Raw genomic sequence first — 23,392 nt, 5'->3', positions numbered from 1 at the left:
CGACCGGGTCACCACCCGGAGAGCGTCGCCTGGCATGTCCGACGGGCCGACGACGTCCCGAACCACCCTTGAAGCAGACGCGCCCGCGTGCGGGCGCACAGGAGGACGGTGTTGATGACCACGCCGCAGCACTGGGTCGCGCCACCCGAGGCGCAGGGCCTTTACGACCCCGCGACGGAACACGACGCGTGTGGTGTCGCGTTCGTCGCGACCCTGCGCGGGACGCCCGGGCGCGACATCGTCGACGCAGGCCTCACCGCGCTGCTCAACCTCGACCACCGCGGTGCGGTCGGTGCGGAGGAGAACAGCGGTGACGGGGCAGGGATCCTCACCCAGATCCCCGACGCCTTCGTCCGTGACGTCGTCGCCGTGGAGCTGCCGCCCGCCGGGCGGTACGCCATCGGCATGGCGTTCCTCCCGCAGGACCGCGACGAGGCCGACGCCGTCGCACGCCGTTTCGAGGCGATCGCCGTCGAGGAGAAGCTCGACGTGCTCGCCTGGCGGGACGTGCCCGTGACCGCGGACCTCGTCGGGCCGACCGCGCGGGCCTCGATGCCGACCTTCCGTCAGGTCCTCGTGGCCGACCCGGCGCGCGAGCTGGCCGGGATCGAGCTGGACCGGCGCGCGTACCGGCTGCGCAAGCGGTCCGAGAACGAGCTGGGGCTCTTCCTGGCATCCCTGTCGGCGCGTACGGTGACCTACAAGGGCATGCTCACCACGTCCCAGCTCGAGCCCTTCTTCCCCGACCTGTCGGACCCGCGGTACGCGTCGGAGATCGCGCTGGTCCACTCGCGCTTCTCCACCAACACGTTCCCGTCGTGGCCGCTGGCCCAGCCGTTCCGTATGATCGCGCACAACGGCGAGATCAACACGGTGCGCGGCAACCGCAACTGGATGGCGGCCCGCGAGGGCAACCTCGCCAGCGAGGCGCTCGGCGACCTCACGCCGCTCCTGCCCGTCTGCACGGCGGGCTCGAGCGACTCGGCGAGCTTCGACGAGGTGCTCGAGCTGCTGCACCTCTCGGGGCGCTCCCTGCCCCACTCGGTGCTCATGATGATCCCGGAGGCCTGGGAGAACCATGCCGAGATGGACCCGGCACGCCGTGCCTTCTACGAGTACCACGCGAACCTCATCGAGCCGTGGGACGGCCCCGCCTGCCTGACCTTCACGGACGGCACGCTGATCGGTGCCGTCCTCGACCGCAACGGTCTGCGACCCGGCCGGTACTGGGTCACGGAGGACGGCCTCGTCGTCCTCGGCTCCGAGGCCGGCGTGCTCGACCTGGACCCGGCGACGGTGGTCCGCAAGGGACGGCTCGAGCCCGGCCGCATGTTCCTGGTGGACACCGCGCAGGGGCGGATCGTCGAGGACGACGAGCTCAAGTCGCAGCTCGCCGCCCAGCGGCCGTACGCGCGGTGGGTCGAGGAGAACTCGATCTCCCTCGACTCCCTGCCGGAGCGGGAGCACGTCGCGCACTCGCCGGCCTCGGTGCAGCGCCGCCAGCGTGCCTTCGGGTACACCTCGGAGGAGCTCAAGGTCATCCTGACGCCCATGGCGAACAAGGCCATGGAGCCGCTGGGCGCGATGGGCTCGGACACCCCGGTCGCGGTGCTGTCCAGCCGCCCGCGCCTGCTGTTCGACTACTTCACGCAGATGTTCGCCCAGGTCACCAACCCGCCGCTCGACGCGATCCGCGAGGAGCTGGTGACCTCGATCGGCGGTGCCATCGGTCCGGAGCCGAACCTGCTCGACGACACCCCCCTGCACGCCCGCAAGCTCACGCTGCCCTTCCCCGTGCTGGACAACGACGAGCTCGCGAAGATCGTGCGCATCGACCGGGACGCCCGGTTGGAGGGCGAGTTCCGCGCCGCCATCGTCCGCGGTCTGTACGACGTCTCGGGTGGCGGGCAGGCTCTGCACGCCCGCCTCGAGGAGATCTTCGCCGAGATCGACGCCCAGATCGACTCCGGCGCGACCCACATCGTGCTGTCCGACCGCGACTCGGACGCCGAACGGGCACCGATCCCGTCGCTGCTGCTCACCAGCGCGGTGCACCACCACCTGCTGCGCCGGCAGACGCGCACGAGGATCTCCCTCGTGGTGGAGGCGGGCGACGTGCGCGAGGTGCACCACGTCGCGCTGCTCATCGGCTACGGCGCGGCTGCCGTCAACCCCTATCTCGCCATGGAGACCGTCGAGGACCTGGCTCTGCGCGGTTACCTCGACGTCTCTCCGGAGGTCGCCGTGCGCAACCTCATCAAGGCGCTGGGCAAGGGCGTGCTGAAGGTGATGTCCAAGATGGGCATCTCGACGATCATGTCCTACCGCGGTGCGCAGGTCTTCGAGGCCGTCGGGCTCTCCCACGAGCTGGTGGAGGACTACTTCACGGGCACCACGAGCCGGCTCGGTGGCATCGGCCTGGACGTGATCGCCGCCGAGACCGCGGCGCGCCACACCGAGGCCTACCCGGCGTCGGGCAACCACGCCCCGCACGAGCGCCTCACCACGGGCGGCGAGTACCAGTGGCGGCGCGACGGCGAGGAGCACCTCTTCGACCCCGAGACCGTGTTCCGTCTGCAGCACGCCACGCGCACCGGCCGGATGGAGATCTTCCGCAAGTACACCCGTCGCGTCGACGAGCAGTCCGAGCGGCTGATGACGCTGCGCGGGCTCCTGCGCTTCAACCCCGACCGCGAGCCGATCCCGATCGACGAGGTCGAGCCGGTCAGCGAGATCGTCAAGCGGTTCAACACCGGTGCGATGTCCTACGGCGCCATCTCCCAGGAGATGCACGAGACGCTCGCCGTCGCGATGAACGAGCTCGAGGGCCGCTCGAACTCGGGGGAGGGCGGCGAGGACTCCGAGCGCCTCTACGACCCGCGGCGTCGTTCGCGCGTGAAGCAGATCGCCTCCGGTCGCTTCGGCGTGACCAGCGAGTACCTCACGCAGGCGGACGACATCCAGCTCAAGCTCGCCCAGGGCGCCAAGCCGGGCGAGGGCGGCCAGCTGCCCGGACCCAAGGTGTACCCGTGGGTGGCCAAGACCCGGCACTCGACGCCCGGCGTCGGCCTCATCTCGCCGCCGCCGCACCACGACATCTACTCCATCGAGGATCTTGCCCAGCTGATCCACGACGCCAAGAACGCGAACCCGAGCGCCCGCATCCACGTCAAGCTCGTCTCCGAGTTCGGCGTGGGCACGGTCGCGACGGGCGTGTCCAAGGCGCACGCCGACGTCGTCCTCATCTCGGGGCACGACGGCGGCACGGGAGCCAGCCCGCTGACGTCGCTCAAGCACGCCGGCACGCCGTGGGAGATCGGCCTGGCCGAGACCCAGCAGACGCTCGTGCTCAACAACCTGCGCGACCGCATCACCGTCCAGGTCGACGGTCAGATGAAGACCGGCCGGGACGTGGTCGTCGCCGCGCTGCTCGGTGCGGAGGAGTTCGGCTTCGCGACGGCGCCGATGGTGGTCTCGGGCTGCATCATGATGCGCGTGTGCCACCTGGACACCTGCCCGGTCGGCGTGGCCACGCAGAACCCGGAGCTGCGCAGCCGGTTCACCGGCAAGCCCGAGTTCGTCGTCAACTTCTTCGAGTTCATCGCGACCGAGGTGCGCGAGCACCTCGCCTCCCTGGGCTACCGGTCCGTCGAGGAGGCGGTCGGTCAGGTCCAGGCGCTCGACACGCGCAAGGCGGTCGACCACTGGAAGGCCGAGGGCCTCGACCTGGCGCCGGTGCTCGAACGCGTCGAGCACCCGGCCGGTTCGGCCCTGCACCGCACCCGTGCGCAGGACCACGGTCTGGACAAGGCGCTGGACCAGCACCTCATCGCGCAGGCCCGAGCGGCGCTCGAGGACGCCCAGCCGGTGCGGATCGAGGTCCCGGTCCGCAACGTCAACCGCACGGTCGGCACGATGCTCGGCCACGAGGTGACCAAGCGGTACCGCGGGGCCGGTCTGCCCGACGACACGATCGACGTGACGCTGACCGGTTCCGCCGGCCAGTCCTTCGGGGCGTTCATCCCTCGTGGGGTGACCCTGCGGCTCTTCGGCGACGCGAACGACTACGTCGGCAAGGGGCTCTCCGGGGGTCGGATCGTGGTGCGGCCCGACCGCGCGGCCGTGCTCGACGGCGCCGCGAACGTCATCGCGGGCAACGTCATCGGCTACGGCGCGACGAGCGGCGAGGTGCTGCTGCGCGGCCGCGTCGGTGAGCGGTTCGGCGTCCGCAACTCCGGGGCGACCCTGGTCGTCGAGGGCGTGGGCGACCACGGCTGCGAGTACATGACCGGCGGCGAGGTGGTCGTGCTCGGTCCGACCGGCCGCAACTTCGGGGCCGGGATGTCCGGGGGCGTGGCCTACGTGCTGAACCTGCGCGACGGCGCCATGAACTCGGCGTCGGTCGCGTCCGGCGAGCTGGTGGTCGGGCCCCTCGAGGACGACGACTGGTCCCGCGTGCAGGAGCTGCTGACGAAGCACCACGAGGAGACCGGCTCGCCCGTCGCGGCCGAGCTGCTGGCGGACGAGGGCACGCGCGAGCGCTTCTCGCGGATCCTCCCGCCGGCCTGGGCGAACGTCCGCGCGGCACTGGCCGACGCGGAGTCCGCCGGAACGCCCCTGGGCGAGGGCGACGACTTCGATCCCTCCCTCTGGGAGCACATCATGGAGGTGGCACGTGGCTGACCCGCGCGGATTCCTGAAGGTCCGGGAGCGCGAGCTCCCGCCGAACCGTCCCGTCGAGGTGCGCCTGCGCGACTGGAAGGACGTGCACGCCCACCTCCAGGAGGGCCAGCCGTTCCTCAAGGAGCAGGCCGGCCGCTGCATGGACTGCGGCGTCCCGTTCTGCCACCAGGGGTGCCCGCTCGGGAACCTCATCCCCGAGTGGAACGACCTCGTCCGCCAGGACCAGTGGGCCGACGCGATCGAGCGGCTGCACGCGACGAACAACTTCCCGGAGTTCACGGGCCGGGTGTGCCCCGCCCCGTGCGAGACCAGCTGTGTGCTGGGCATCAACCAGCCGGCCGTGACGATCAAGAACATCGAGGTCTCGATCATCGACGAGGCCTTCGAGCGCGGGCTGGTCACGCCGCAGGTGCCGCAGCGGCTCACCGGGTCGACCGTCGCCGTCGTGGGCTCGGGTCCGGCCGGTCTGGCCGTCGCGCAGCAGCTCACCCGTGCCGGCCACACCGTGGTCGTCTACGAGCGGGACGACGCGATCGGTGGTCTCCTGCGCTACGGCATCCCGGACTTCAAGCTCGAGAAGACGCACATCGAGCGTCGGCTCGCCCAGATGGAGGCCGAGGGCACCCGGTTCCGTGCCGGGGTGGAGATCGGCAAGGACATCACGTGGGACGCGCTGCGCCGTCGGTTCGACGCCGTCGTGGTGGCCACGGGTGCGACCGTGCCCCGCGGCCTGCCGGTCCCGGGCCACGAGCTGTCCGGCGTGCTCCCGGCGATGGACTTCCTGACGCCGTCGAACAAGGCGGCCGCGGGCCGCCCCGTCGAGGGCGCGCCGAGCGCCCGGGGCAAGCACGTCGTCGTCATCGGCGGTGGTGACACCGGCTCGGACTGCGTCGGCACGTCGTTGCGCCAGGGCGCGGAGAGCGTGTCGACGCTCGCGATCGGCAAGAAGCCGCCGTCGGAGCGCCAGCCGCACCAGCCGTGGCCCACGGACCCCATCCTCTACGAGGTCTCGACCTCGTACGAGGAGGGCGGCGAGCGGACCTTCCTGGCCTCGACCGTGGAGTTCGTCGGCGACGAGAACGGCGCGGTCCGGGCCCTGAAGGTCGCCGAGACGGAGTACCTGGCCGACGGTCGGCGCGTGCCGAAGTCCGGCACGGAGCGCGAGATCCCGGCGGACCTGGTCCTGATCGCGATGGGCTTCACCGGGCCGGAGACGGACCAGCTGGTCGAGCAGACCGGCATCGAGACCACGAGCCGCGGCCTGGTGCGCCGCGGTGACGACTACGCGACCACACTCCCGGGCGTCTTCGTGGCCGGCGACGCCGGCCGCGGTCAGTCGCTCATCGTGTGGGCGATCGCCGAGGGGCGGGCGGCCGCGGCCGCCGTGGACACGTTCCTCCAGGGGAGCACCGAGCTGCCGGCCCCCGTGGGCCCGCGCACCGTTGCCCTGAGAGAATGAGCACGAACCCGGGCGTCGTGTGGCGTCCGGGACGGCCCCGGTCGGTACCGGGGCAGTACGACGACGAGGCTGGAGACATGCGCAGAGCGAAGATCGTGTGCACCATCGGACCCGCGACAGCATCACCGGAGAAGCTCCGGGAGCTGGTCGACGCGGGTATGGACGTGGCCCGGATCAACCGGAGCCACGGCGAGCAGTCGGAGCACGAGGCCGTCTATCACGGTGTGCGCGCGGCGGCGAAGGACGCGGGGCGCAACGTCGCCGTCCTGGTCGACCTGCAGGGACCCAAGATCCGGCTGGGCCGGTTCGGCGGCGACGAGAAGCACTTCCTGAACGAGGGTGACACCCTCACCATCACGACCGAGGACGTCGTGGGCACCCGTGAGCTGGTCTCGACCACGCACAAGGGCCTGCCGCAGGACGCCCGCGTGGGCGACCCGATCCTCATCGACGACGGCAAGGTGCGCGTGCGCGTCACCGCGGTGGAAGGCCCCCGTGTCGTCACCACCGTCGAGGTGCCCGGCCCGGTGTCCAACAACAAGGGGCTCAACCTTCCCGGCGTGGCCGTCTCGGTCCCGGCCCTGAGCGAGAAGGACACCGACGACCTGCGCTGGGCGCTGCGCATGGGCGCGGACATCATCGCCCTGTCGTTCGTCCGCAACGCGGCCGACTACGAGGACGTCCGCAAGATCATGGACGCCGAGGGCCGTGTCGTCCCCGTCGTCGCGAAGATCGAGAAGCCGCAGGCGGTGGACAACCTCGAGGAGGTCATCGCGGCGTTCGACGGCTTCATGGTGGCCCGTGGGGACCTGGCGGTCGAGATGCCGCTGGAGCAGGTCCCGCTGGTCCAGAAGCGCATCGTGGAGCTCGCGCGCCAGAACGCGAAGCCGGTCATCGTGGCGACGCAGGTGCTCGAGTCGATGACCACGAGCCCGCGTCCGACGCGCGCCGAGGCCTCCGACTGCGCCAACGCGGTGCTCGACGGTGCCGACGCGGTCATGCTGTCGGGCGAGACGTCCGTCGGCGACTACCCCATCCTCACGGTGCAGACGATGGCTTCGATCATCGAGGCCACGGAGGAGATGGGGCGTGAGCGCATCGCCCCGCTCGGCTCCGCGCCGCACACCCGTGGCGGGATCATCACGCGGGCGGCAGCGGAGATCGGCAACTCGCTCGGCGTGAAGTACCTGGTGACGTTCACGCAGTCCGGTGACTCGGCCAAGCGCATGTCGCGCCTGCGCTCGGGCATCCCGCTGCTCGCCTTCACCCCGGAGGAGTCGGTGCGCAACGTGCTGGCGCTCACCTGGGGCACCACCACGTACGCGGTGCCGGAGGTCGGTTCGGTCGACGCGATGGTCGGGCAGGTCGACCAGACCCTGCAGGCCAACGGCCTGGCCGAGGTCGGGGACCGCGTGGTCATCGTCTCGGGCGCCCCGGTCGGGGTGCCGGGTACGACGAACTCGATCCTCGTGCACAAGGTGGGCAGCCACAGCGACGGCGGCGCGCTGAGCGTCTGACCCGCTCCGGTCCGACCGGCGGTGCCGGTGGACCGGCACCGAGGAGACCACGAGAGCCCGGACCGCTGCTGCGGTCCGGGCTCTCGTGCTGCGTGCCCCGGGCGGGATTCGAACCCGCACTGGATCGGGTTTGAGCCGATTGCCTCTGCCGGTTGGGCTACCGGGGCGCGGGCGGCAGCGGCCTTATCGAACCACACCGTCCTGCCCGGTGCCCAACCGGCCGCGACCTGGTACGGGTGCGCACGGTCACACCGCGGCGTGCGGGGCAAAAGCGCCCGACCGGTGCCCACGGGGTCTACGATGGTCCCTGTGACCGACGAGAAGCTGCCGCTCGACCTGCCCCCGCTGATCGACGCCGAGCCGGAGGCGTCGCCTCCCGAGCCCCCGGCGAAGCCCTCACGGCGGGCCGTGGTCGCCGAGGACGAGGCGCTGATCCGCATGGACGTCGTGGAGACGCTGCGCGAGGCGGGCTTCGACGTCGTGGGCGAGGCCGGCGACGGTGAGACGGCCGTCAGCCTGGCCACGGAGCTCAAGCCCGACGTCGTCGTCATGGACGTCAAGATGCCCGAGCTGGACGGCATCTCGGCGGCCGAGCGGATCGGCAAGGCGCACGCGGCGCCGGTCGTGCTGCTCACCGCGTTCTCGCAGACCGAGCTCGTCGAGCGCGCGCGCGACGCGGGCGCCATGGCCTACGTCGTCAAGCCCTTCACCCCGGCGGACCTGCTGCCCGCGGTCGAGATCGCGATCTCCCGCTACCAGCAGATCGGTGCGCTGGAGTCGGAGGTGGCGGACCTCCAGGAGCGTTTCGAGACCCGCAAGCGGGTGGACCGGGCCAAGGGCCTGCTGATGACGAAGATGGGCCTGAGCGAGCCGGAGTCGTTCCGCTGGATCCAGAAGACCTCGATGGACCGGCGGCTCACCATGCGCGAGGTGGCGGACGCCGTCATCGACCAGGTGGGCGCCTGAGACAGACGTTGTGCGACTCCCTGGTGACGGCTATCGTCGCCAGGGAGTCGTGATCTTTTCGTGACCTTTCCGCTCGGAGAAGACGTACGGAGTGTCGGAGGGAGAGTCGATGCGTGCAGCGGTCACAGTTCGCCCCGCGACGGAGGACGACCTGCTGGAGGTCGCCGAGCTGGCGGCGAGCGTCGCCCCGGACGGCACGACGACGGCCGCCGCCGACCCGGGCAGGCTCTGTGAGCACCTCAGCGTCCTGCTGGCCGCCGGGGGAGAGGTACTGGTGGCGGTCGAGGACGGCGCGGTCGTGGGCTTCCTCCTGGTCCGCGTGCTCGGCCCGCGCTTCTACGCACTGACTCCGAGCCTCTACGTCGACGCGATCCTCGTCGCGCCCCGGACCCGTCGGCACGGCGTCGGTCGGTCCCTGCTCGTCGCTGCGCTCGACCTCGCTGCCGAGGCCGGTGCGGAGAACATCTACTGCGCACCCGCGCCCGGCGCCCGGGAGATGCACCGGTTCCTGGCCCGGCTCGGGTTCGCCCCCGCTGCCGGGCACCGCGTCGTCGCGGTGCCGGTGCTGGAGCGGCGGCTGGCGCAGGGAGCGTCGCCCGGTGCCACGGTCGTCCGTCGTCGCGACGGCGGTCGCCGCCGTCGCGACGCGACCCGTGCGGCGATCGAGGACCTGGTGGCGCGCCGGCGTCGCGCTCGTGAGGCCGGTCTGCCCACCGGGCCCGTGGACCTGCGCGCGTTCCAGGTGGAGCACGCCGCGGCCGAGGCGGCCCATCGGGCCGGGACCGAGGCCGAGCAGACGTCCAACGCCTCCTGACGTCCCCCGTCGCGTGGCGGGTCCCGGTCTCCCGAGGACGGCTCGCCGCTCAGCCGGCGTCGAGCAGCATGCAGGTGAGCCGCGCCGTCGCCACACGCCGCTCGTCGTCGTCGGTGACGACGATCTCGTAGGCTGCGGTCGACCGTCCGAGGTGCAGCGCCGTCGCGACCCCGTGGACCTGTCCGCTGCGCACGCCACGGTGGTGCGTGACGTTGAGCTCGAGCCCGACGGCTGCTCGTCCGGGGCCGGCGTGGCTCTGCGCCGCCACGGATCCGAGCGTCTCGGCGAGCGAGGCGGTCGCGCCGCCGTGCAGCAGTCCGGCCGGCTGCGTGTTGCCGGTCACCGGCATGGTGCCCCGCGTCGTGCCGGCGCTCACCTCGGTCAGCACGATGCCGGTGCGCTCGATGAGCGTCCCGGCGGCCGCCCGCTGCCACCCCGCCGCGTCCTGGGGGAAGGAGTCCGTGTCAGTCATGGACGATAGGTTGGCACCCGTGACGACCTCAGCGCGAACCGGTGGCCGACTGCTCCTCATCGACGGCCACTCGATGGCCTACCGGGCGTTCTACGCCCTGCCCGACACGCTGGTGACCTCCAGCGGTCAGGTGACCAACGCCGTGTACGGCTTCTTCTCGATGCTGACGAACCTGCTGCGCGACGAGGAGCCGACGCACCTCGCGGTCGCGTTCGACGCCGGGCGCGTGACGTTCCGCACCGAGCGGTTCGCCGAGTACAAGGGCAACCGCGACGCCACGCCCGAGGTCTTCCGTGGCCAGGTCCCCCTCATCAAGGAGGTCCTCGAGGCGCTGCGCGTGCCGGCGCTGCAGCGCGACGGCATCGAGGCGGACGACATCCTGGCGACCCTGGCGCGCCAGGGCGCCGAGGCCGGGCTGGAGGTCCTGGTCTGCTCGGGAGACCGTGACGCGCTGCAGCTGGTCACCGACGGCGTCACGGTGCTGTACCCGAAGAAGGGCGTCTCGGAGCTCGCGCGGATGACGCCGGAAGCGGTGGAGGAGAAGTACAAGGTCCGCCCGGAGCGCTACCCCGACCTGGCCGCGCTCGTGGGTGAGACGAGCGACAACCTGCCCGGCGTCCCCGGTGTGGGCCCCGGTGTCGCGGCCAAGTGGATCACGCAGTTCGGGGGCCTGGACTCGCTGCTGGAGCGTCAGGGGGAGGTCACCGGCAAGCGTGGTGAGGCGCTCCGGGAGCACGCGGCCCAGGTGCGCCTCAACCGCGAGCTCAACGCCCTGCTGACGGACGTCGACCTGCCGCTCGCGATCGAGGACCTCGCCGTCGTGGGCTTCGACCGCGAGGCCGTCCACAGCGTCTCCGACGCCCTGCAGTTCGGGGCGCTGCGCGACCGGCTCCTCGCGGTCGACCCGGCGGGTGGCGACCAGGAGCAGGTGGCCGCGCCCGGAGTCGCCGTCACCCTGCACGACGGGCCCCTCGCCGACTGGCTCGCCCAGCACGCCGGCGTCGTCCTGAGCCTCGACGTGACCGGGGTGGCCCGACCGGCGCGGGCCGACGCGTGGCAGCTCGCCGTCGCGACCGGAGGGACGGACGGGACGGCGAGCGCCGTCGTGCTCGACCTGGCGGAGCTGGACGCTGCCGACGAGCGCGCGCTCACCGACTGGCTCGCCGACCCCTCCGCCCCCAAGGCCGTGCACGGGGCCAAGGCCGCCTGGCACATGCTCGCCGCGCGTGGTCTCGCGCTCGACGGCGTCGTCTGGGACACCGAGCTGGCCGCCTACCTCTGCTACCCCGACCAGCGAGGGTACGACCTCGCCGACCTCGTGGTCCGGCACCTGCACCGCGAGCTCGCCGTCGCGGACGACGCCGCCCAGGGCGCCCTCGACCTCGACCTCTCCGAGGGCACGGCGCCGGGGGGCGAGGCCGCGGCCCGCGCGGTCGCCGTCGTCGACCTCGCAGACGCCCTGGCGGACGGGCTGGACGACCGGGGTGCGCGCAGCCTGCTCGACGACGTCGAGATGCCGTTGTCGAACGTGCTGGCGCGGATGGAGGACACCGGAATCGCGGCGGACACCGCGTTCCTCACGGAGCTCGAGCAGCACTTCGCGGACGCTGTCTCGCGGTCGGCCGCGGAGGCGTACGACGTCATCGGTCGCGAGGTCAACCTGGGCAGCCCGAAGCAGCTCCAGGAGGTCCTGTTCGACCAGCTGGGCATGCCGCGGACGAAGAAGATCAAGACCGGCTACACCACGGACGCCGCCTCCCTGCAGGATCTCTTCACCAAGACCGAGCACCCGTTCCTGGCGCACCTGCTGGCACACCGCGACGCGGCCAAGCTGCGGACCACCGTGGAGGGTCTGCTGAAGTCCGTGCAGCCGGACGGACGGATCCACACGACGTTCCAGCAGACGATCGCCGCGACGGGTCGGCTCAGCTCGACGGACCCGAACCTGCAGAACATCCCGATCCGGACGGAGTCCGGCCGGCGGATCCGCCGGGCGTTCCGGGTGGGCGAGGGCCACGAGGTGCTCCTGACCGCCGACTACAGCCAGATCGAGATGCGGATCATGGCCCACCTCTCGGGTGACGAGGGCCTCATCGCCGCGTTCCGCTCGGGCGAGGACCTGCACCGCTACGTCGGGTCGCGCGTCTTCGACGTCGCACCGGCCGACGTCACGGCCGAGATGCGCGCGAAGGTCAAGGCGATGAGCTACGGGCTCGCCTACGGGCTGAGCGCCTTCGGCCTCTCCCAGCAGCTCAACATCGCCACCGGCGAGGCGCAGGGGCTGATGGACGACTACTTCACGCGTTTCGGGGGAGTGCGCGACTACCTGGCGGGGATCGTGGAGGAGGCGCGTGCCACCGGGTACACCGCCACCATCCTGGGGCGCCGGCGCTACCTCCCGGACCTGACGAGCGACAACCGGCAACGTCGTCAGATGGCGGAGCGGATGGCACTCAACGCACCGATCCAGGGCAGCGCGGCCGACATCATCAAGCTCGCCATGCTGGGGGTGCAGCGCGAGCTCGACGACCGTGGACTGGCGTCGAGGCTGCTGCTGCAGGTGCACGACGAGCTCGTGGTCGAGGTCGCCCCCGGGGAGCGGGAGGCTGCCGAGGAGGTCCTGCGCACGAAGATGGGGGCCGCCTACGCGCTCGACGTGCCGCTCGACGTGTCGGTCGGTACGGGCGAGACCTGGCACGACGCCGGTCACTGACGTGCCGGGTCAGTCCTTGGTGGTGACGAACACCGCCGTGCCGGGCAGGTACGCGCCGCGGACGGGTCCCCACCCGCCCCAGCTCTGCCTGTTCCAGGCGGGCCACTCGGGCTCGACGACGTCGCGCAGGCGCAGGCCGGCCGCCACGACGTCCCGCACGTGGTCGCCCACCGTCCGGTGGTGCTCGGCATAGACGACGTGGCCCGACGCGTCGGCCTCGACGTAGGGGCGCCGGTCGAAGTACGACCGGTGCGCGGTCAGCCCGTCGGGCCCCGGGTCGTCAGGGAAGGCCCAGCGCAGGGGGTGCGTCACGGAGAACACCCACCTGCCGCCCGGCCGCAGCACGCGCGCGGCCTCCGCGTGCACGCGGTCCGCGTCCGGGACGAAGGGGATCGCGCCGAACGAGGTGAAGACGACGTCGAAGGTCTCGTCGGCGAAGGGCAGCGCCCGGGCGTCCGCCTCCACCGTCGGCACACGGGTCCCGGCGCGGGCGTCCAGGCGGGCCGCGGCGTCCATCATCGCGGGTGCCACGTCGGTCGCGACGACGCGCGCGCCCTGCCGGGCGAGCCAGCGCGAGCAGTGTGCCGCGCCGGCGCCCACCTCGAGGACGTCGGCGCCCCGCACCTCGCCGAGCAGCCCTGCCTCCGACTCGGCGAGCCCCTCCGGGCCCCACCGGAACCCGGCGTCGCCGAGGAAGGTGCCGTGCTCGTCGAGGTACTCGTCGGCGTGGCGGTCCCACCACGCGCGGGCGGCGCAGCCGTCGTCCTCGGGTGCGTCTCGGTAGCCGAACCAGGTCGCGGTCACGACCCCATGGTGTCACCCGACACCTCGGCCGGTGACAGGGGTCTCAGGGCGTCGCTGCCGTCGGCGTTGACCCCTCCATACTGCACGGATAAGATAGCTCGCGGTGCAGTGCGCCGTGAGTCCGCCGGTCTGGCCGACGGCCGCCCGACAGCCGCACAGTACACCTGCACCACGACCCCTGTCCGCACTATGCCCTGTCCGCATCGGAGCAACTACTCAATGACCATCTCCACCACGAAGTCCGCCCCGCAGGTCGCCGTCAACGACATCGGCACCGAGGAAGACTTCCTTGCCGCCGTCGACGCCACCATCAAGTACTTCAACGATGGTGACATCGTCGAAGGCACGATCGTCAAGGTCGACCGCGACGAGGTCCTCCTCGACATCGGCTACAAGACGGAGGGCGTGATCCCGTCCCGGGAGCTCTCCATCAAGCACGACGTGGACCCGGGCGAGGTCGTCACCGTCGGTGACGCCGTCGAGGCTCTCGTCCTCCAGAAGGAGGACAAGGAGGGTCGCCTGATCCTGTCCAAGAAGCGCGCACAGTACGAGCGCGCCTGGGGCACGATCGAGAAGATCAAGGAGGAGGACGGCGTCGTCACCGGCACCGTCATCGAGGTCGTCAAGGGTGGCCTCATCCTCGACATCGGCCTGCGCGGCTTCCTCCCCGCCTCCCTGGTGGAGATGCGCCGCGTCCGCGACCTCGCGCCGTACGTCGGCAAGGAGATCGAGGCCAAGATCATCGAGCTCGACAAGAACCGCAACAACGTGGTCCTGTCGCGCCGCGCCTGGCTCGAGCAGACGCAGTCCGAGGTCCGTTCCACCTTCCTGCAGACCCTGCAGAAGGGCCAGGTCCGCCCCGGTGTCGTCTCCTCCATCGTCAACTTCGGTGCGTTCGTCGACCTGGGTGGCGTGGACGGTCTCGTGCACGTCTCCGAGCTCTCCTGGAAGCACATCGACCACCCCTCCGAGGTCGTCGAGGTCGGTCAGGAGGTCACGGTCGAGGTGCTCGACGTCGACTTCGACCGCGAGCGGGTCTCCCTGTCGCTGAAGGCGACGCAGGAGGACCCGTGGCAGACCTTCGCCCGCACGCACGCCATCGGCCAGGTCGTGCCCGGCAAGGTCACCAAGCTCGTGCCGTTCGGCGCGTTCGTGCGCGTCGAGGACGGCATCGAGGGCCTCGTGCACATCTCGGAGCTGGCCGTGCGCCACGTCGAGCTGCCCGAGCAGGTCGTCCAGGTGGGTGCCGAGGTCTTCGTCAAGGTCATCGACATCGACCTCGAGCGTCGCCGCATCTCGCTGTCGCTCAAGCAGGCCAACGAGGGCATGGACCCGGAGTCCGAGGACTTCGACCCCGCGCTCTACGGCATGGCGGCCGACTACGACGAGAACGGGGAGTACAAGTACCCCGAGGGCTTCGACCCCGAGACGAACGAGTGGCTCGAGGGCTTCGAGACGCAGCGTGAGGCCTGGGAGGCGGAGTACGCCAAGGCGCACGCCCGCTGGGAGTCGCACCGCGAGCAGGTCCGCGCAGCGCTGTCGGCCGACGCCGACGCCGCGGCCGGGGACGTCGTCTCCGGCGGTTCGAGCAGCAGCTCGTCCTCGTCGTCCTCCTCGTCGTCCTACTCCTCCGCTGCCCCCGTGCAGGAGGAGGAGACCGGCGGCACGCTGGCTTCGGACGAGGCGCTCGCCGCGCTCCGTGAGAAGCTGACCGGCAACTGAGCCGACGGTCGCCGGCCCGCTGAGGGTCGTCGACCAGGACGAAGGCCCGCCACCCCCCGGGGTGGCGGGCCTTCGTCTCGTCAGGAGCCGGACCGGTCGGCGTCGAGGTCGGCGAACTGGGTCCGGTACAGCTCGGCGTAGAGCCCGCTCGACGCGAGGAGCTCGGCGTGCGTGCCCCGCTCGACGACGACACCGTCGTCGAGCACCACGATCGAGTCGGCGGCCCGCACGGTGGAGAGCCGGTGCGCGATGACCAGCGAGGTGCGGCCCGCCAGCGCCTCGTCGAGCGCCGACTGCACGGCCGCCTCGGACTCGGAGTCGAGGTGCGCGGTCGCCTCGTCGAGCACGACGACGTCCGGCGCCTTGAGCAGGAGCCTGGCGATCGCCAGCCGCTGACGCTCACCACCCGAGAGACGGTACCCGCGGTCGCCGACGACCGTCTCCAGGCCCTCGGGCATCCGGGCCACGAGGTCGCCGATCCGGGCCTGCTCGAGGGCGTGCCAGAGCTGGTCGTCGGTCGCGTCGTGGCGGGCGAACCGCAGGTTGCCCGCCACCGTGTCGTGGAACAGGTGGGCCTCCTGCGACACCACGCCCACCGTCTCGCGGAGGGAGGCTGCGGTGACGTCCCGGAGGTCCTGACCGGCGATGCGCACCGCCCCGGCCGTCGGGTCGTACAGGCGGACCACGAGCTGGGAGAGGGTCGTCTTGCCCGCCCCGGACGGTCCCACGAGGGCGACCATCGAGCCGGCGGGCACCGAGAACGACACGTCGTGCAGCGTGGCACCGACGGGGTCCTTGCGGACCGTGGCGACGGACTCGAGCGAGGCGAGCGAGATCTCGTCGGCCCGCGGGTAGCGGAACGTCACGGCGTCCAGCTCGATGCCCGCCCCGTGGGTGGCCACGGCCGCCCGGAGGTCGAGTGCATCAGGCTTCTCCGCCACCGTGGGCTCGAGGTCGAGGACCTCGAGCACCCGCTCGAAGCTCACGAGTGCCGTCATCACGTCGACCTGCACGTTCGACATGGCGGTCAGGGGGCCGTAGAGCCGTCCGAGGTAGGCGGTGAGCGCGACGATCGTGCCGACGGTGAGCTGACCGGCGATCGCCTGCAGGCCGCCGACCCCGTAGACGACGGCGATGGCGACGGAGGCGAGCGTCGTCAGACCGACGCGGAACCAGGTCGAGTACAGAGCTCGTGCGACGCCGACGTCACGCAACGCCCGCGCCTGCTCGGCGTAGCGGGCGGCCTCGCGCTCCGGGTCGCCGAACACCTTGGCCAGGTGGGCCCCGGCGACGTTGAACCGCTCGTTCATCAGTTGTCCGGCGTCGGCGTCGAGCTCGTAGCCGCGGTGCGCCAGGGCGGCGATCCGTCGGCCGAACCAGCGGGCGGGCAGGACGAACGCCGGCAGGAGAGCCAGGGCCAGCAGCGTGAGGCTCCACGACATCGCGAACATCGCCGCGAGGGTGAAGACGATCGTGAGGCCGTTGGAGACGACCGTCTGCAGGGTGGACGTGAAGGCCTGCTGCGCTCCGAGCACGTCCCCGTTGAGCCGTTGCACGAGCGCCCCGGTCCGTGCGCGGGAGAAGAAGGCCAGCGGCATGCGCTGGACGTGGTCGTAGACGCCGGTGCGCAGGTCGACGATGAGCTCCTCGCCGACGACCGCCGACACCCACCGCTCGGCGAGCGTCAGCACAGCGGTCAGGAGAGCGAGGCCGGCCGCCGCCGCCGCCATGGCCAGCACGACGTCGCGCTGCCCGTCGCCGATGCCGACGTCGATGAGGCGGCGGAAGAGCAGCGGGACCGCCGCGCCGGCTGCCGCCCCCACGAGGAGCAGGAGCACGAAGAGCGCCAGTCGGCCCCGGTAGGGGCGGGCGAAGGCCAGGATGCGGCGCAGGGTCTCGCGGGGGAGCCGGCGCCGGCGCACCGACGCGTCCTGGAGGTAGGACCGCATCGGCCCGCCCATCCCGGCTCCACCGGGCCGTCCACCGGGTGCTCGCCCGCCCATGCTCATGGCGTGAAGCCTACGGCGAGGGCAGGATGTACCCATGTTCCGCATGGGTCTCACCGGTGGCATCGCCGCAGGCAAGTCCGTCGTCTCCCGTCGTCTCGACGAGCTGGGCGCGGTGGTCGTGGACCACGACGTGCTGGCGCGCGAGGCGGTCGCGCCGGGCTCCGTGGGGCTCGCCGAGGTGGTCGAGGCGTTCGGCGACCAGGTGCTGGCCGGCGACGGTTCGCTGGACCGGCCCGCTCTCGGACGGCTGGTGTTCGCCGACCGTGGTGCACGGAGCCGGCTCGAGGGGATCGTGCACCCGCAGGTGCGCCGTCTGGCGGCCGAGCGCGAGGCCGCAGCGGGCGCCGCCGACCCGCGTGCCGTCGTCGTGCACGACGTCCCGCTGCTCGTCGAGACCGGCCATGCGGACCGCTACCACCTCGTGGCGGTGGTCGACGCCCCGGCGGAGCAGCGCGTGCGGCGGCTGGTGACCGGCCGGTCGCTGACGGAGGCGGAGGCCCGTGCGCGCGTCGAGGCGCAGGCGGGCGACGACGAGCGTCGGGCCGTGGCCGACGTCCTGCTCGACGGGACCGGTACGGAGGCCGGCCTGAGGGCGCAGGTGGACGATCTGTGGGCCCGGGTGGCGACGGAGGTCGCGCAGGAGTTGGACGCCGAGGAGGACGAGCGCGCGTGAAGGTCCTCGTCACGGGGTTCGAGCCCTTCGACGGCGCGGCGGTCAACGAGTCGTGGGAGGCCGTGCGGTGCCTCCGGGCGGCGTGGGCCGACGAGCAGCGCCCGGAGGAGCTGGTCGTCGCCCGGCTGCCGGTCTCCTTCCGGGGCGCCCCTGCGCTCCTGCGCCGGCTGCTCGCCGAGCACTCCCCGCAGGTCGTCGTGTGCGTGGGTCTCGCGGCGGGCTCACGCGCCGTGCGGCTCGAACGGGTCGCGGTCAACGTCGTCGACGCCCGGATCCCGGACGCCGCAGGGCGGGCACCGGTCGACGAGCCGGTCGTCGCCGACGGCCCGGTCGCCTACCTGAGCTCGCTGCCCCTGAAGGCGGCCCTGGCGTCCGTGCGCGGGACCGGCGTCCCCGTCGCCGTCAGCAACACGGCCGGCACCTACGTCTGCAACGCCACCTTCTACGCGCTCGCGCACGCGCTGGCGGCCACGGACGTGCGGGCTGGTTTCGTGCACGTGCCCGCGGCCGACGTCGTCCCGGTGGCCGGGTCGGCGCGCGCCCTCGCAGCGGTCGTGCGCACGGCGGCCGACCACCGCGCCGGACGGATCGACGACCTCGTCCTGGCGGCCGGTACCGAGCACTGACCTGACTGAACTGGTCGGGCCCGCACGTCCCGAGGCGGTTGTCGGTGGCCCGGCCTACCGTGGGGGCATGCGACCCGTGACCGACCTGCAGCGCACCGTTGCTCCCTTCGAGGTGATCTCCGAGTTCGAGCCCAGCGGAGACCAGCCGGCCGCGATCGGAGCGCTCTCCGAGCGGATCCAGGCAGGCGAGAAGGACGTCGTCCTGCTGGGCGCCACGGGTACCGGCAAGAGCGCGACCACCGCCTGGCTCATCGAGAAGCTGCAGCGTCCGACGCTCATCATGGCGCCGAACAAGACGCTCGCGGCGCAGCTCGCCACGGAGTTCCGTGAGCTGCTGCCGAACAACGCCGTCGAGTACTTCGTGTCCTACTACGACTACTACCAGCCCGAGGCGTACATCGCCCAGACGGACACCTACATCGAGAAGGACTCCTCGATCAACGACGAGGTGGAGCGGCTGCGGCACTCGGCGACGTCGAACCTGCTGACCCGTCGCGACACCGTCGTGGTGGCGTCCGTGTCGTGCATCTACGGCCTGGGTACACCGCAGGAGTACGTCGACCGGATGGTGCGGCTCGAGGTGGGGGACGTCGTCGACCGCGACGAGATGCTGCGCAAGTTCGTGCAGATGCAGTACTCGCGCAACGACATGGCGTTCACCCGCGGGACGTTCCGCGTGCGTGGCGACACCGTGGAGATCATCCCGGTGTACGAGGAGCTGGCCGTGCGCATCGAGATGTTCGGCGACGAGATCGAGTCGATCCAGACGCTGCACCCCCTCACGGGTGACGTGATCCGTACGGAACAGAGCGTGTACCTCTTCCCGGCGACGCACTACGTGGCGGGTCCGGAGCGGATGGAGCGCGCGATCGGCAGCATCGAGGCAGAGCTCGAGACGCGCCTGGCCGAGCTGGAGCAGCAGAACAAGCTGCTCGAGGCTCAGCGGCTGCGGATGCGCACCAGCTACGACATCGAGATGATGCGCTCGATCGGGACCTGCAACGGCATCGAGAACTACTCACGTCACATCGACGGCCGCGAGGGGGGTACCCCGCCGAACACGCTGCTCGACTACTTCCCCGAGGACTTCCTGCTCGTCATCGACGAGTCGCACGTGACCGTCCCGCAGATCGGGGCGATGTTCGAGGGCGACATGTCGCGCAAGCGGTCGCTGGTGGACCACGGGTTCCGCCTTCCCAGCGCCATGGACAACCGGCCGCTGCGCTGGGAGGAGTTCGTGGAACGCATCGGGCAGACGGTCTACCTCTCGGCGACCCCCGGCGACTACGAGCTGTCGATGTCCGACGGCGTCGTCGAGCAGATCATCCGGCCCACCGGCCTCGTCGACCCGGAGGTGGTGGTCAAGCCCACGACCGGCCAGATCGACGACCTGCTGGGCGAGATCCGCGACCGCGTGGAGCGCAACGAGCGGGTGCTGGTCACGACCCTGACCAAGAAGATGGCCGAGGACCTCACCGACTACCTGCTGGGCAAGGACGTGCGGGTGCGCTACCTGCACTCCGAGGTCGACACCCTGCGCCGCGTCGAGCTGCTCCGTGAGCTGCGCATGGGGGAGTACGACGTGCTGGTGGGCATCAACCTCCTGCGCGAGGGCCTGGACCTGCCGGAGGTCTCGCTGGTGGCGATCCTCGACGCCGACAAGGAGGGCTTCCTGCGCTCCGAGCGCTCCCTGATCCAGACGATCGGCCGCGCCGCCCGCAACGTCACCGGTCAGGTGCACATGTACGCCGACAAGATCACCCCGGCGATGCGGTTCGCGCTCGACGAGACCGACCGACGTCGGGAGAAGCAGAAGGCCTACAACGCCGAGCGGGGGATCGACCCCCAGCCGTTGCGCAAGCGGATCGCGGACGTCACGGACATGCTGGCCCGGGAGGACATCGACACGGCCGAGCTGCTGGCGGGAGGCTACCGCCGGGCAGCAGGGGACAGCCGCGGCAAGGCGCCCGTGCCCGGATCGCCGAAGGAGGCCTCGACGTCGGGCAACCGCCTGGCCGGGCTGGCGGGCGACGAGCTCGCCGAGCTGATCCAGGAGCTCAGCGACCAGATGCACGCCGCCGCCGCCGAGCTGCAGTTCGAGGTGGCGGCACGCCTGCGCGACGAGATCGGCGGGCTCAAGAAGGAGCTGCGCCAGATGCGGGCGGCCACGGGCTGACGCCGGGGGCCCGGGGCGTGCCCGCGCCCCGGACCCCGGGCCGCCCGCCCACCCACCGGACCGGAGGAGCTCAACATGGCGACGACCTTTCAGGTGACCTTCGACGCAGCCGACCCGAGAGCGCTCGGTGAGTTCTGGTGTGCCGCGCTGGGCTACGAGCGGGACGCGCCCCCGGCCGGGTTCGCCACGTGGGAGGAGGCTCTGACGGCATGGGGCGTGCCGCCGGAGCGGTGGAACAGCAAGAACGCCGTGAGCGACCCGGCCGGCGTGGGTCCGCGGATCTTCATCCAGCAGGTGCCGGAGCCCAAGATGGGCAAGAACCGGGTGCATCTCGACCTGAACGTCAGCGGAGGACGGGCGGATCACGAGCGCCTCGTGGTGCTGCAGGCCGAGGCCGAGCGGCTCACCGCCCTGGGTGCGACGGTCCTCACCGAGGGCGCCGAGCTCGGGGACGTCTGGATCGTCATGCAGGACCCGGAGGGCAACGAGTTCTGCCTCCAGTGAGCGGCCGTCGGCAGCGTGGCGTGCCGGCGACCGAACCGGCCTCGTGCCGTATGCTGGTCGATCGTTGGAGGGGAGTATCTCCCAAGTGGTGAGGCCGTCAGTACGACCGGCGTCGGTGCCGGTTCGGTCTCACCCACCCGGAACGACGGGTGAGAGAGACCTCCGGTGCCTCGTCCTGCGTACCGGAAGGATCTGTCATGGATGTCCCCGTCTGGGTCTGGCTCGTCACGATCGCCGCGATCCTCGCGATGCTCGCCGTCGACTACCTCGGTCACGTGCGCACGCCGCACGCGCCGACCCTGAAGGAGTCGGCATGGTGGTCGCTCGCCTACGTGGCGGTGGCCGTCGCGTTCGGGGCGATAGTGTTCGCGGGCTGGGGAAGCCAGTACGGCGGTGAGTACTTCGCCGGCTACATCACCGAGAAGTCGCTGAGCGTCGACAACCTCTTCGTCTTCGTGCTGATCATGACGAGCTTCCGCGTGCCGCGGGAGCACCAGCAGCGCGTGCTCCTGATCGGCATCACGATCGCGCTCGTGCTGCGGACCGTCTTCATCCTCGCCGGGGCGGCGCTCATCGCGAACTTCGCCTGGATCTTCTACGTGTTCGGCGCGTTCCTCGTGTGGACCGCGATCGCCCAGGCCCGTGCCGGCACCTCGCACGACGAGGAGTTCACCGAGAACGCCGTGCTGCGGCTGACCCGGCGAGTGTTCCGCACGACCGACGACTACGTCGACCACCGGATGACCGTCCGCATCGACGGCAAGCGGTACATCACGCCGATGCTCATCGTGATGGTCGCCATCGGCAGCGCCGACCTGCTCTTCGCCGTCGACTCGATCCCGGCGATCTTCGGGCTGACCCAGGAGACGTTCCTCGTCTTCGCGGCCAACGCCTTCTCGCTGCTCGGCCTGCGCCAGCTCTACTTCCTCGTCGACGGTCTGCTGGACCGGCTCGTGTTCCTCAACTACGGGCTGGCCGCGATCCTCGGCTTCATCGGCGTGAAGCTGATCATCCACGCCCTGCACACCAACGAGCTCCCGTTCGTCAACGGCGGCCAGCACGTCGAGGCGATCCCCGAGATCCCCACGAGCTACTCGCTGACGTTCATCGTGGTGGTGCTCGCCGTCACCACCGTCGCGTCCCTGGCGAAGACGCGCCGCGACCAGCGCGTCGGCGTCGCGGCCGCGAAGGGTGACGAATGACCCACGAGCTGCCGGTGCTGTTCGAGGTCGTGGCGCTCGCCGCGATCGCGCTGCTGCTGGTCGCAGACCTGGCGATCGTCGGGCGCCGGCCGCACGTGCCGTCGATGAAGGAGAGCGGCATCTGGGTCGCGGTCTACGTGAGCCTGGCGGTCGTCTTCGGCCTCGTCGTGCTGGCCGTCGGAGGCGCCGCACCGGCAGGCGAGTTCTACGCCGGCTGGCTGACCGAGTACTCGCTCAGCATCGACAACCTGTTCATCTTCGTCATCATCATGTCGCGGTTCGCGGTGCCGCGGGAGCACCAGCAGAAGGTGCTGATGGTGGGCATCATCATCGCGCTCGTGCTCAGGGCGGGCTTCATCCTCGCGGGCGCCGCGCTGATCGCGGAGTTCCTGGCCGTCTTCTACCTGTTCGGGGCGTTCCTGCTCTACACGGCCGTCAAGCTGCTGGCCGGCGACGACGACGAGGAGTACAAGGAGAACGTCGCGATCCGTCTCCTGCGCCGGGTCCTGCCGGTCGCGGACGCCTACGACGGCGCCAAGGTCCGCACGGTCGTCGACGGCAGGCGTCTGTGGACCCCGATGCTCGTCGTGTTCGTCGCGATCGGCACCACCGACCTGCTGTTCGCCCTGGACTCGATCCCGGCGATCTTCGGTCTGACGAAGGACCCGTTCATCGTCTTCACCACGAACGTCTTCGCGCTCATGGGCCTGCGTCAGCTCTACTTCCTGCTCGGCGGGCTCCTGGAGCGGCTCGTCTACCTGCCCGTGGCGCTCTCGGTGATCCTGGGCTTCATCGGGGTGAAGCTGATCATGGAGGCCATGCACGGCAACACGTTGCCCTTCGTCAACGGCGGGCAGCCGATCGAGTGGGTGCCCGAGGTGCCGATCTGGCTGTCGCTGCTCGTCATCGTCGGCTCGCTCGCCGTCGCGACGGTGGCCAGCCTGATCAGGACCCGACGGACCCCGACGGTCCCTGCGCAGGTCCCGGTCGAGGTGGCCTCGGCGGCGTCGCCCGACGACGGCGGGCGAGACCTGCACTGACCTGGTGCGGCA

Annotated in this window: 16 protein-coding genes and 1 tRNA gene; 13 read left to right on the top strand and 4 right to left on the bottom strand. The window is 71.2% G+C overall.

From position 1 onward, the window contains the following. The first annotated feature begins 114 nt into the window (after positions 1–114). From gltB to pyk, 3 genes are all read left to right on the top strand, one after another. Positions 115–4,683 carry a glutamate synthase large subunit gene (gene gltB, locus MWU57_RS01980; RefSeq protein WP_246906968.1) on the top strand — a complete coding sequence of 1,523 codons (4,569 nt, stop codon included), beginning with the start codon at positions 115–117 and terminating at the stop codon, positions 4,681–4,683. Further along, entirely contained in the window at positions 4,676–6,142 is a 1,467-nt protein-coding gene (locus MWU57_RS01975; RefSeq protein ID WP_246906967.1) for a glutamate synthase subunit beta, read from the top strand. The genes gltB and MWU57_RS01975 overlap by 8 nt, the downstream gene beginning before the upstream one ends. A gap of 77 nt (positions 6,143–6,219) precedes the next feature. Continuing rightward, entirely contained in the window at positions 6,220–7,659 is a 1,440-nt protein-coding gene (gene pyk / locus MWU57_RS01970; protein ID WP_106269476.1) for a pyruvate kinase, read from the top strand. 93 nt (positions 7,660–7,752) lie between these two features. Here the strand turns inward: pyk and MWU57_RS01965 are convergent. Further along, positions 7,753–7,826, bottom strand: a tRNA-Leu gene (locus tag MWU57_RS01965). Between the two features lie 133 nt (positions 7,827–7,959). Between MWU57_RS01965 and MWU57_RS01960 the strand changes: the two genes are divergently transcribed. Further along, a complete protein-coding gene (locus MWU57_RS01960) occupies positions 7,960–8,625 on the top strand; it encodes an ANTAR domain-containing response regulator (RefSeq protein WP_106269477.1) in 666 nt (221 codons plus the stop codon). Between the two features lie 109 nt (positions 8,626–8,734). Next, positions 8,735–9,439, top strand: coding sequence for a GNAT family N-acetyltransferase (locus MWU57_RS01955; protein ID WP_125206568.1), 705 nt, complete (start codon positions 8,735–8,737; stop codon positions 9,437–9,439). Positions 9,440–9,488: 49 nt separating this feature from the next. Here the strand turns inward: MWU57_RS01955 and MWU57_RS01950 are convergent, their stop codons facing one another. Continuing rightward, a complete protein-coding gene (locus tag MWU57_RS01950; RefSeq protein ID WP_246906965.1) occupies positions 9,489–9,911 on the bottom strand; it encodes a hotdog fold thioesterase in 423 nt (140 codons plus the stop codon). Between MWU57_RS01950 and polA the strand changes: the two genes are divergently transcribed. Continuing rightward, positions 9,910–12,624, top strand: coding sequence for a DNA polymerase I (gene polA, locus MWU57_RS01945; protein WP_246906963.1), 2,715 nt, complete (start codon positions 9,910–9,912; stop codon positions 12,622–12,624). The genes MWU57_RS01950 and polA overlap by 2 nt on opposite strands. A 9-nt stretch (positions 12,625–12,633) precedes the next feature. Here the strand turns inward: polA and MWU57_RS01940 are convergent, their stop codons facing one another. Beyond that, on the bottom strand, positions 12,634–13,428 hold the full coding sequence (locus MWU57_RS01940; protein ID WP_246906961.1) for a class I SAM-dependent methyltransferase: 795 nt from the start codon (positions 13,426–13,428) through the stop codon (positions 12,634–12,636). Between the two features lie 219 nt (positions 13,429–13,647). Here MWU57_RS01940 and rpsA point away from each other — a divergent pair, with 219 nt between their 5' ends. Next, positions 13,648–15,150, top strand: a complete 1,503-nt coding sequence (gene rpsA, locus MWU57_RS01935) for a 30S ribosomal protein S1 (RefSeq protein WP_106269482.1) — start codon at positions 13,648–13,650, stop codon at positions 15,148–15,150. 80 nt (positions 15,151–15,230) lie between these two features. On the opposite strand, the gene MWU57_RS01930 is transcribed toward rpsA, so the two are convergent. After that, on the bottom strand, positions 15,231–17,159 hold the full coding sequence (locus tag MWU57_RS01930; RefSeq protein ID WP_246906959.1) for an ABC transporter ATP-binding protein: 1,929 nt from the start codon (positions 17,157–17,159) through the stop codon (positions 15,231–15,233). Between the two features lie 34 nt (positions 17,160–17,193). Here MWU57_RS01930 and coaE point away from each other — a divergent pair, with 34 nt between their 5' ends. The 6 genes from coaE (at position 17,194) to MWU57_RS01900 (ending at position 23,380) form a co-directional block, all read left to right on the top strand. Further along, entirely contained in the window at positions 17,194–17,832 is a 639-nt protein-coding gene (gene coaE / locus MWU57_RS01925) for a dephospho-CoA kinase (RefSeq protein WP_246906958.1), read from the top strand. After that, positions 17,829–18,458 carry a pyroglutamyl-peptidase I gene (locus tag MWU57_RS01920; RefSeq protein WP_246906956.1) on the top strand — a complete coding sequence of 210 codons (630 nt, stop codon included), beginning with the start codon at positions 17,829–17,831 and terminating at the stop codon, positions 18,456–18,458. Before coaE ends, MWU57_RS01920 begins: the two co-directional genes overlap by 4 nt. Before the next feature lie 67 nt (positions 18,459–18,525). After that, positions 18,526–20,634, top strand: coding sequence for an excinuclease ABC subunit UvrB (gene uvrB / locus MWU57_RS01915; RefSeq protein ID WP_106269486.1), 2,109 nt, complete (start codon positions 18,526–18,528; stop codon positions 20,632–20,634). 75 nt (positions 20,635–20,709) lie between these two features. Beyond that, positions 20,710–21,138, top strand: coding sequence for a VOC family protein (locus tag MWU57_RS01910; protein WP_246906954.1), 429 nt, complete (start codon positions 20,710–20,712; stop codon positions 21,136–21,138). Between the two features lie 197 nt (positions 21,139–21,335). Next, positions 21,336–22,340: a TerC family protein gene (locus MWU57_RS01905; RefSeq protein ID WP_106269488.1), complete on the top strand. Its 1,005-nt coding sequence runs from the start codon at positions 21,336–21,338 to the stop codon at positions 22,338–22,340. Continuing rightward, a complete protein-coding gene (locus MWU57_RS01900) occupies positions 22,337–23,380 on the top strand; it encodes a TerC family protein (protein ID WP_246906952.1) in 1,044 nt (347 codons plus the stop codon). Before MWU57_RS01905 ends, MWU57_RS01900 begins: the two co-directional genes overlap by 4 nt. The last annotated feature ends 12 nt before the right edge of the window (positions 23,381–23,392 follow it).

Source organism: Isoptericola sp. S6320L (assembly GCF_023015685.1).
GTDB classification, from domain to species: Bacteria; Actinomycetota; Actinomycetes; order Actinomycetales; family Cellulomonadaceae; genus Isoptericola; species Isoptericola halotolerans_A.
This window is presented reverse-complemented; position numbering and strand designations above follow the sequence as displayed.

Coding starts and splice junctions, on each gene's coding strand:
- gltB (WP_246906968.1), top strand. CDS start 115: ATGACCACGCCGCAGCACTGGGTCGCGCCACCCGAGGCGCAGGGCCTT.
- pyk (WP_106269476.1), top strand. CDS start 6,220: ATGCGCAGAGCGAAGATCGTGTGCACCATCGGACCCGCGACAGCATCA.
- MWU57_RS01960 (WP_106269477.1), top strand. CDS start 7,960: ATGGTCCCTGTGACCGACGAGAAGCTGCCGCTCGACCTGCCCCCGCTG.
- MWU57_RS01955 (WP_125206568.1), top strand. CDS start 8,735: ATGCGTGCAGCGGTCACAGTTCGCCCCGCGACGGAGGACGACCTGCTG.
- polA (WP_246906963.1), top strand. CDS start 9,910: ATGGACGATAGGTTGGCACCCGTGACGACCTCAGCGCGAACCGGTGGC.
- MWU57_RS01950 (WP_246906965.1), bottom strand. CDS start 9,911: ATGACTGACACGGACTCCTTCCCCCAGGACGCGGCGGGGTGGCAGCGG.
- rpsA (WP_106269482.1), top strand. CDS start 13,648: ATGACCATCTCCACCACGAAGTCCGCCCCGCAGGTCGCCGTCAACGAC.
- MWU57_RS01930 (WP_246906959.1), bottom strand. CDS start 17,159: ATGAGCATGGGCGGGCGAGCACCCGGTGGACGGCCCGGTGGAGCCGGG.
- coaE (WP_246906958.1), top strand. CDS start 17,194: ATGTTCCGCATGGGTCTCACCGGTGGCATCGCCGCAGGCAAGTCCGTC.
- uvrB (WP_106269486.1), top strand. CDS start 18,526: ATGCGACCCGTGACCGACCTGCAGCGCACCGTTGCTCCCTTCGAGGTG.
- MWU57_RS01910 (WP_246906954.1), top strand. CDS start 20,710: ATGGCGACGACCTTTCAGGTGACCTTCGACGCAGCCGACCCGAGAGCG.
- MWU57_RS01905 (WP_106269488.1), top strand. CDS start 21,336: ATGGATGTCCCCGTCTGGGTCTGGCTCGTCACGATCGCCGCGATCCTC.
- MWU57_RS01900 (WP_246906952.1), top strand. CDS start 22,337: ATGACCCACGAGCTGCCGGTGCTGTTCGAGGTCGTGGCGCTCGCCGCG.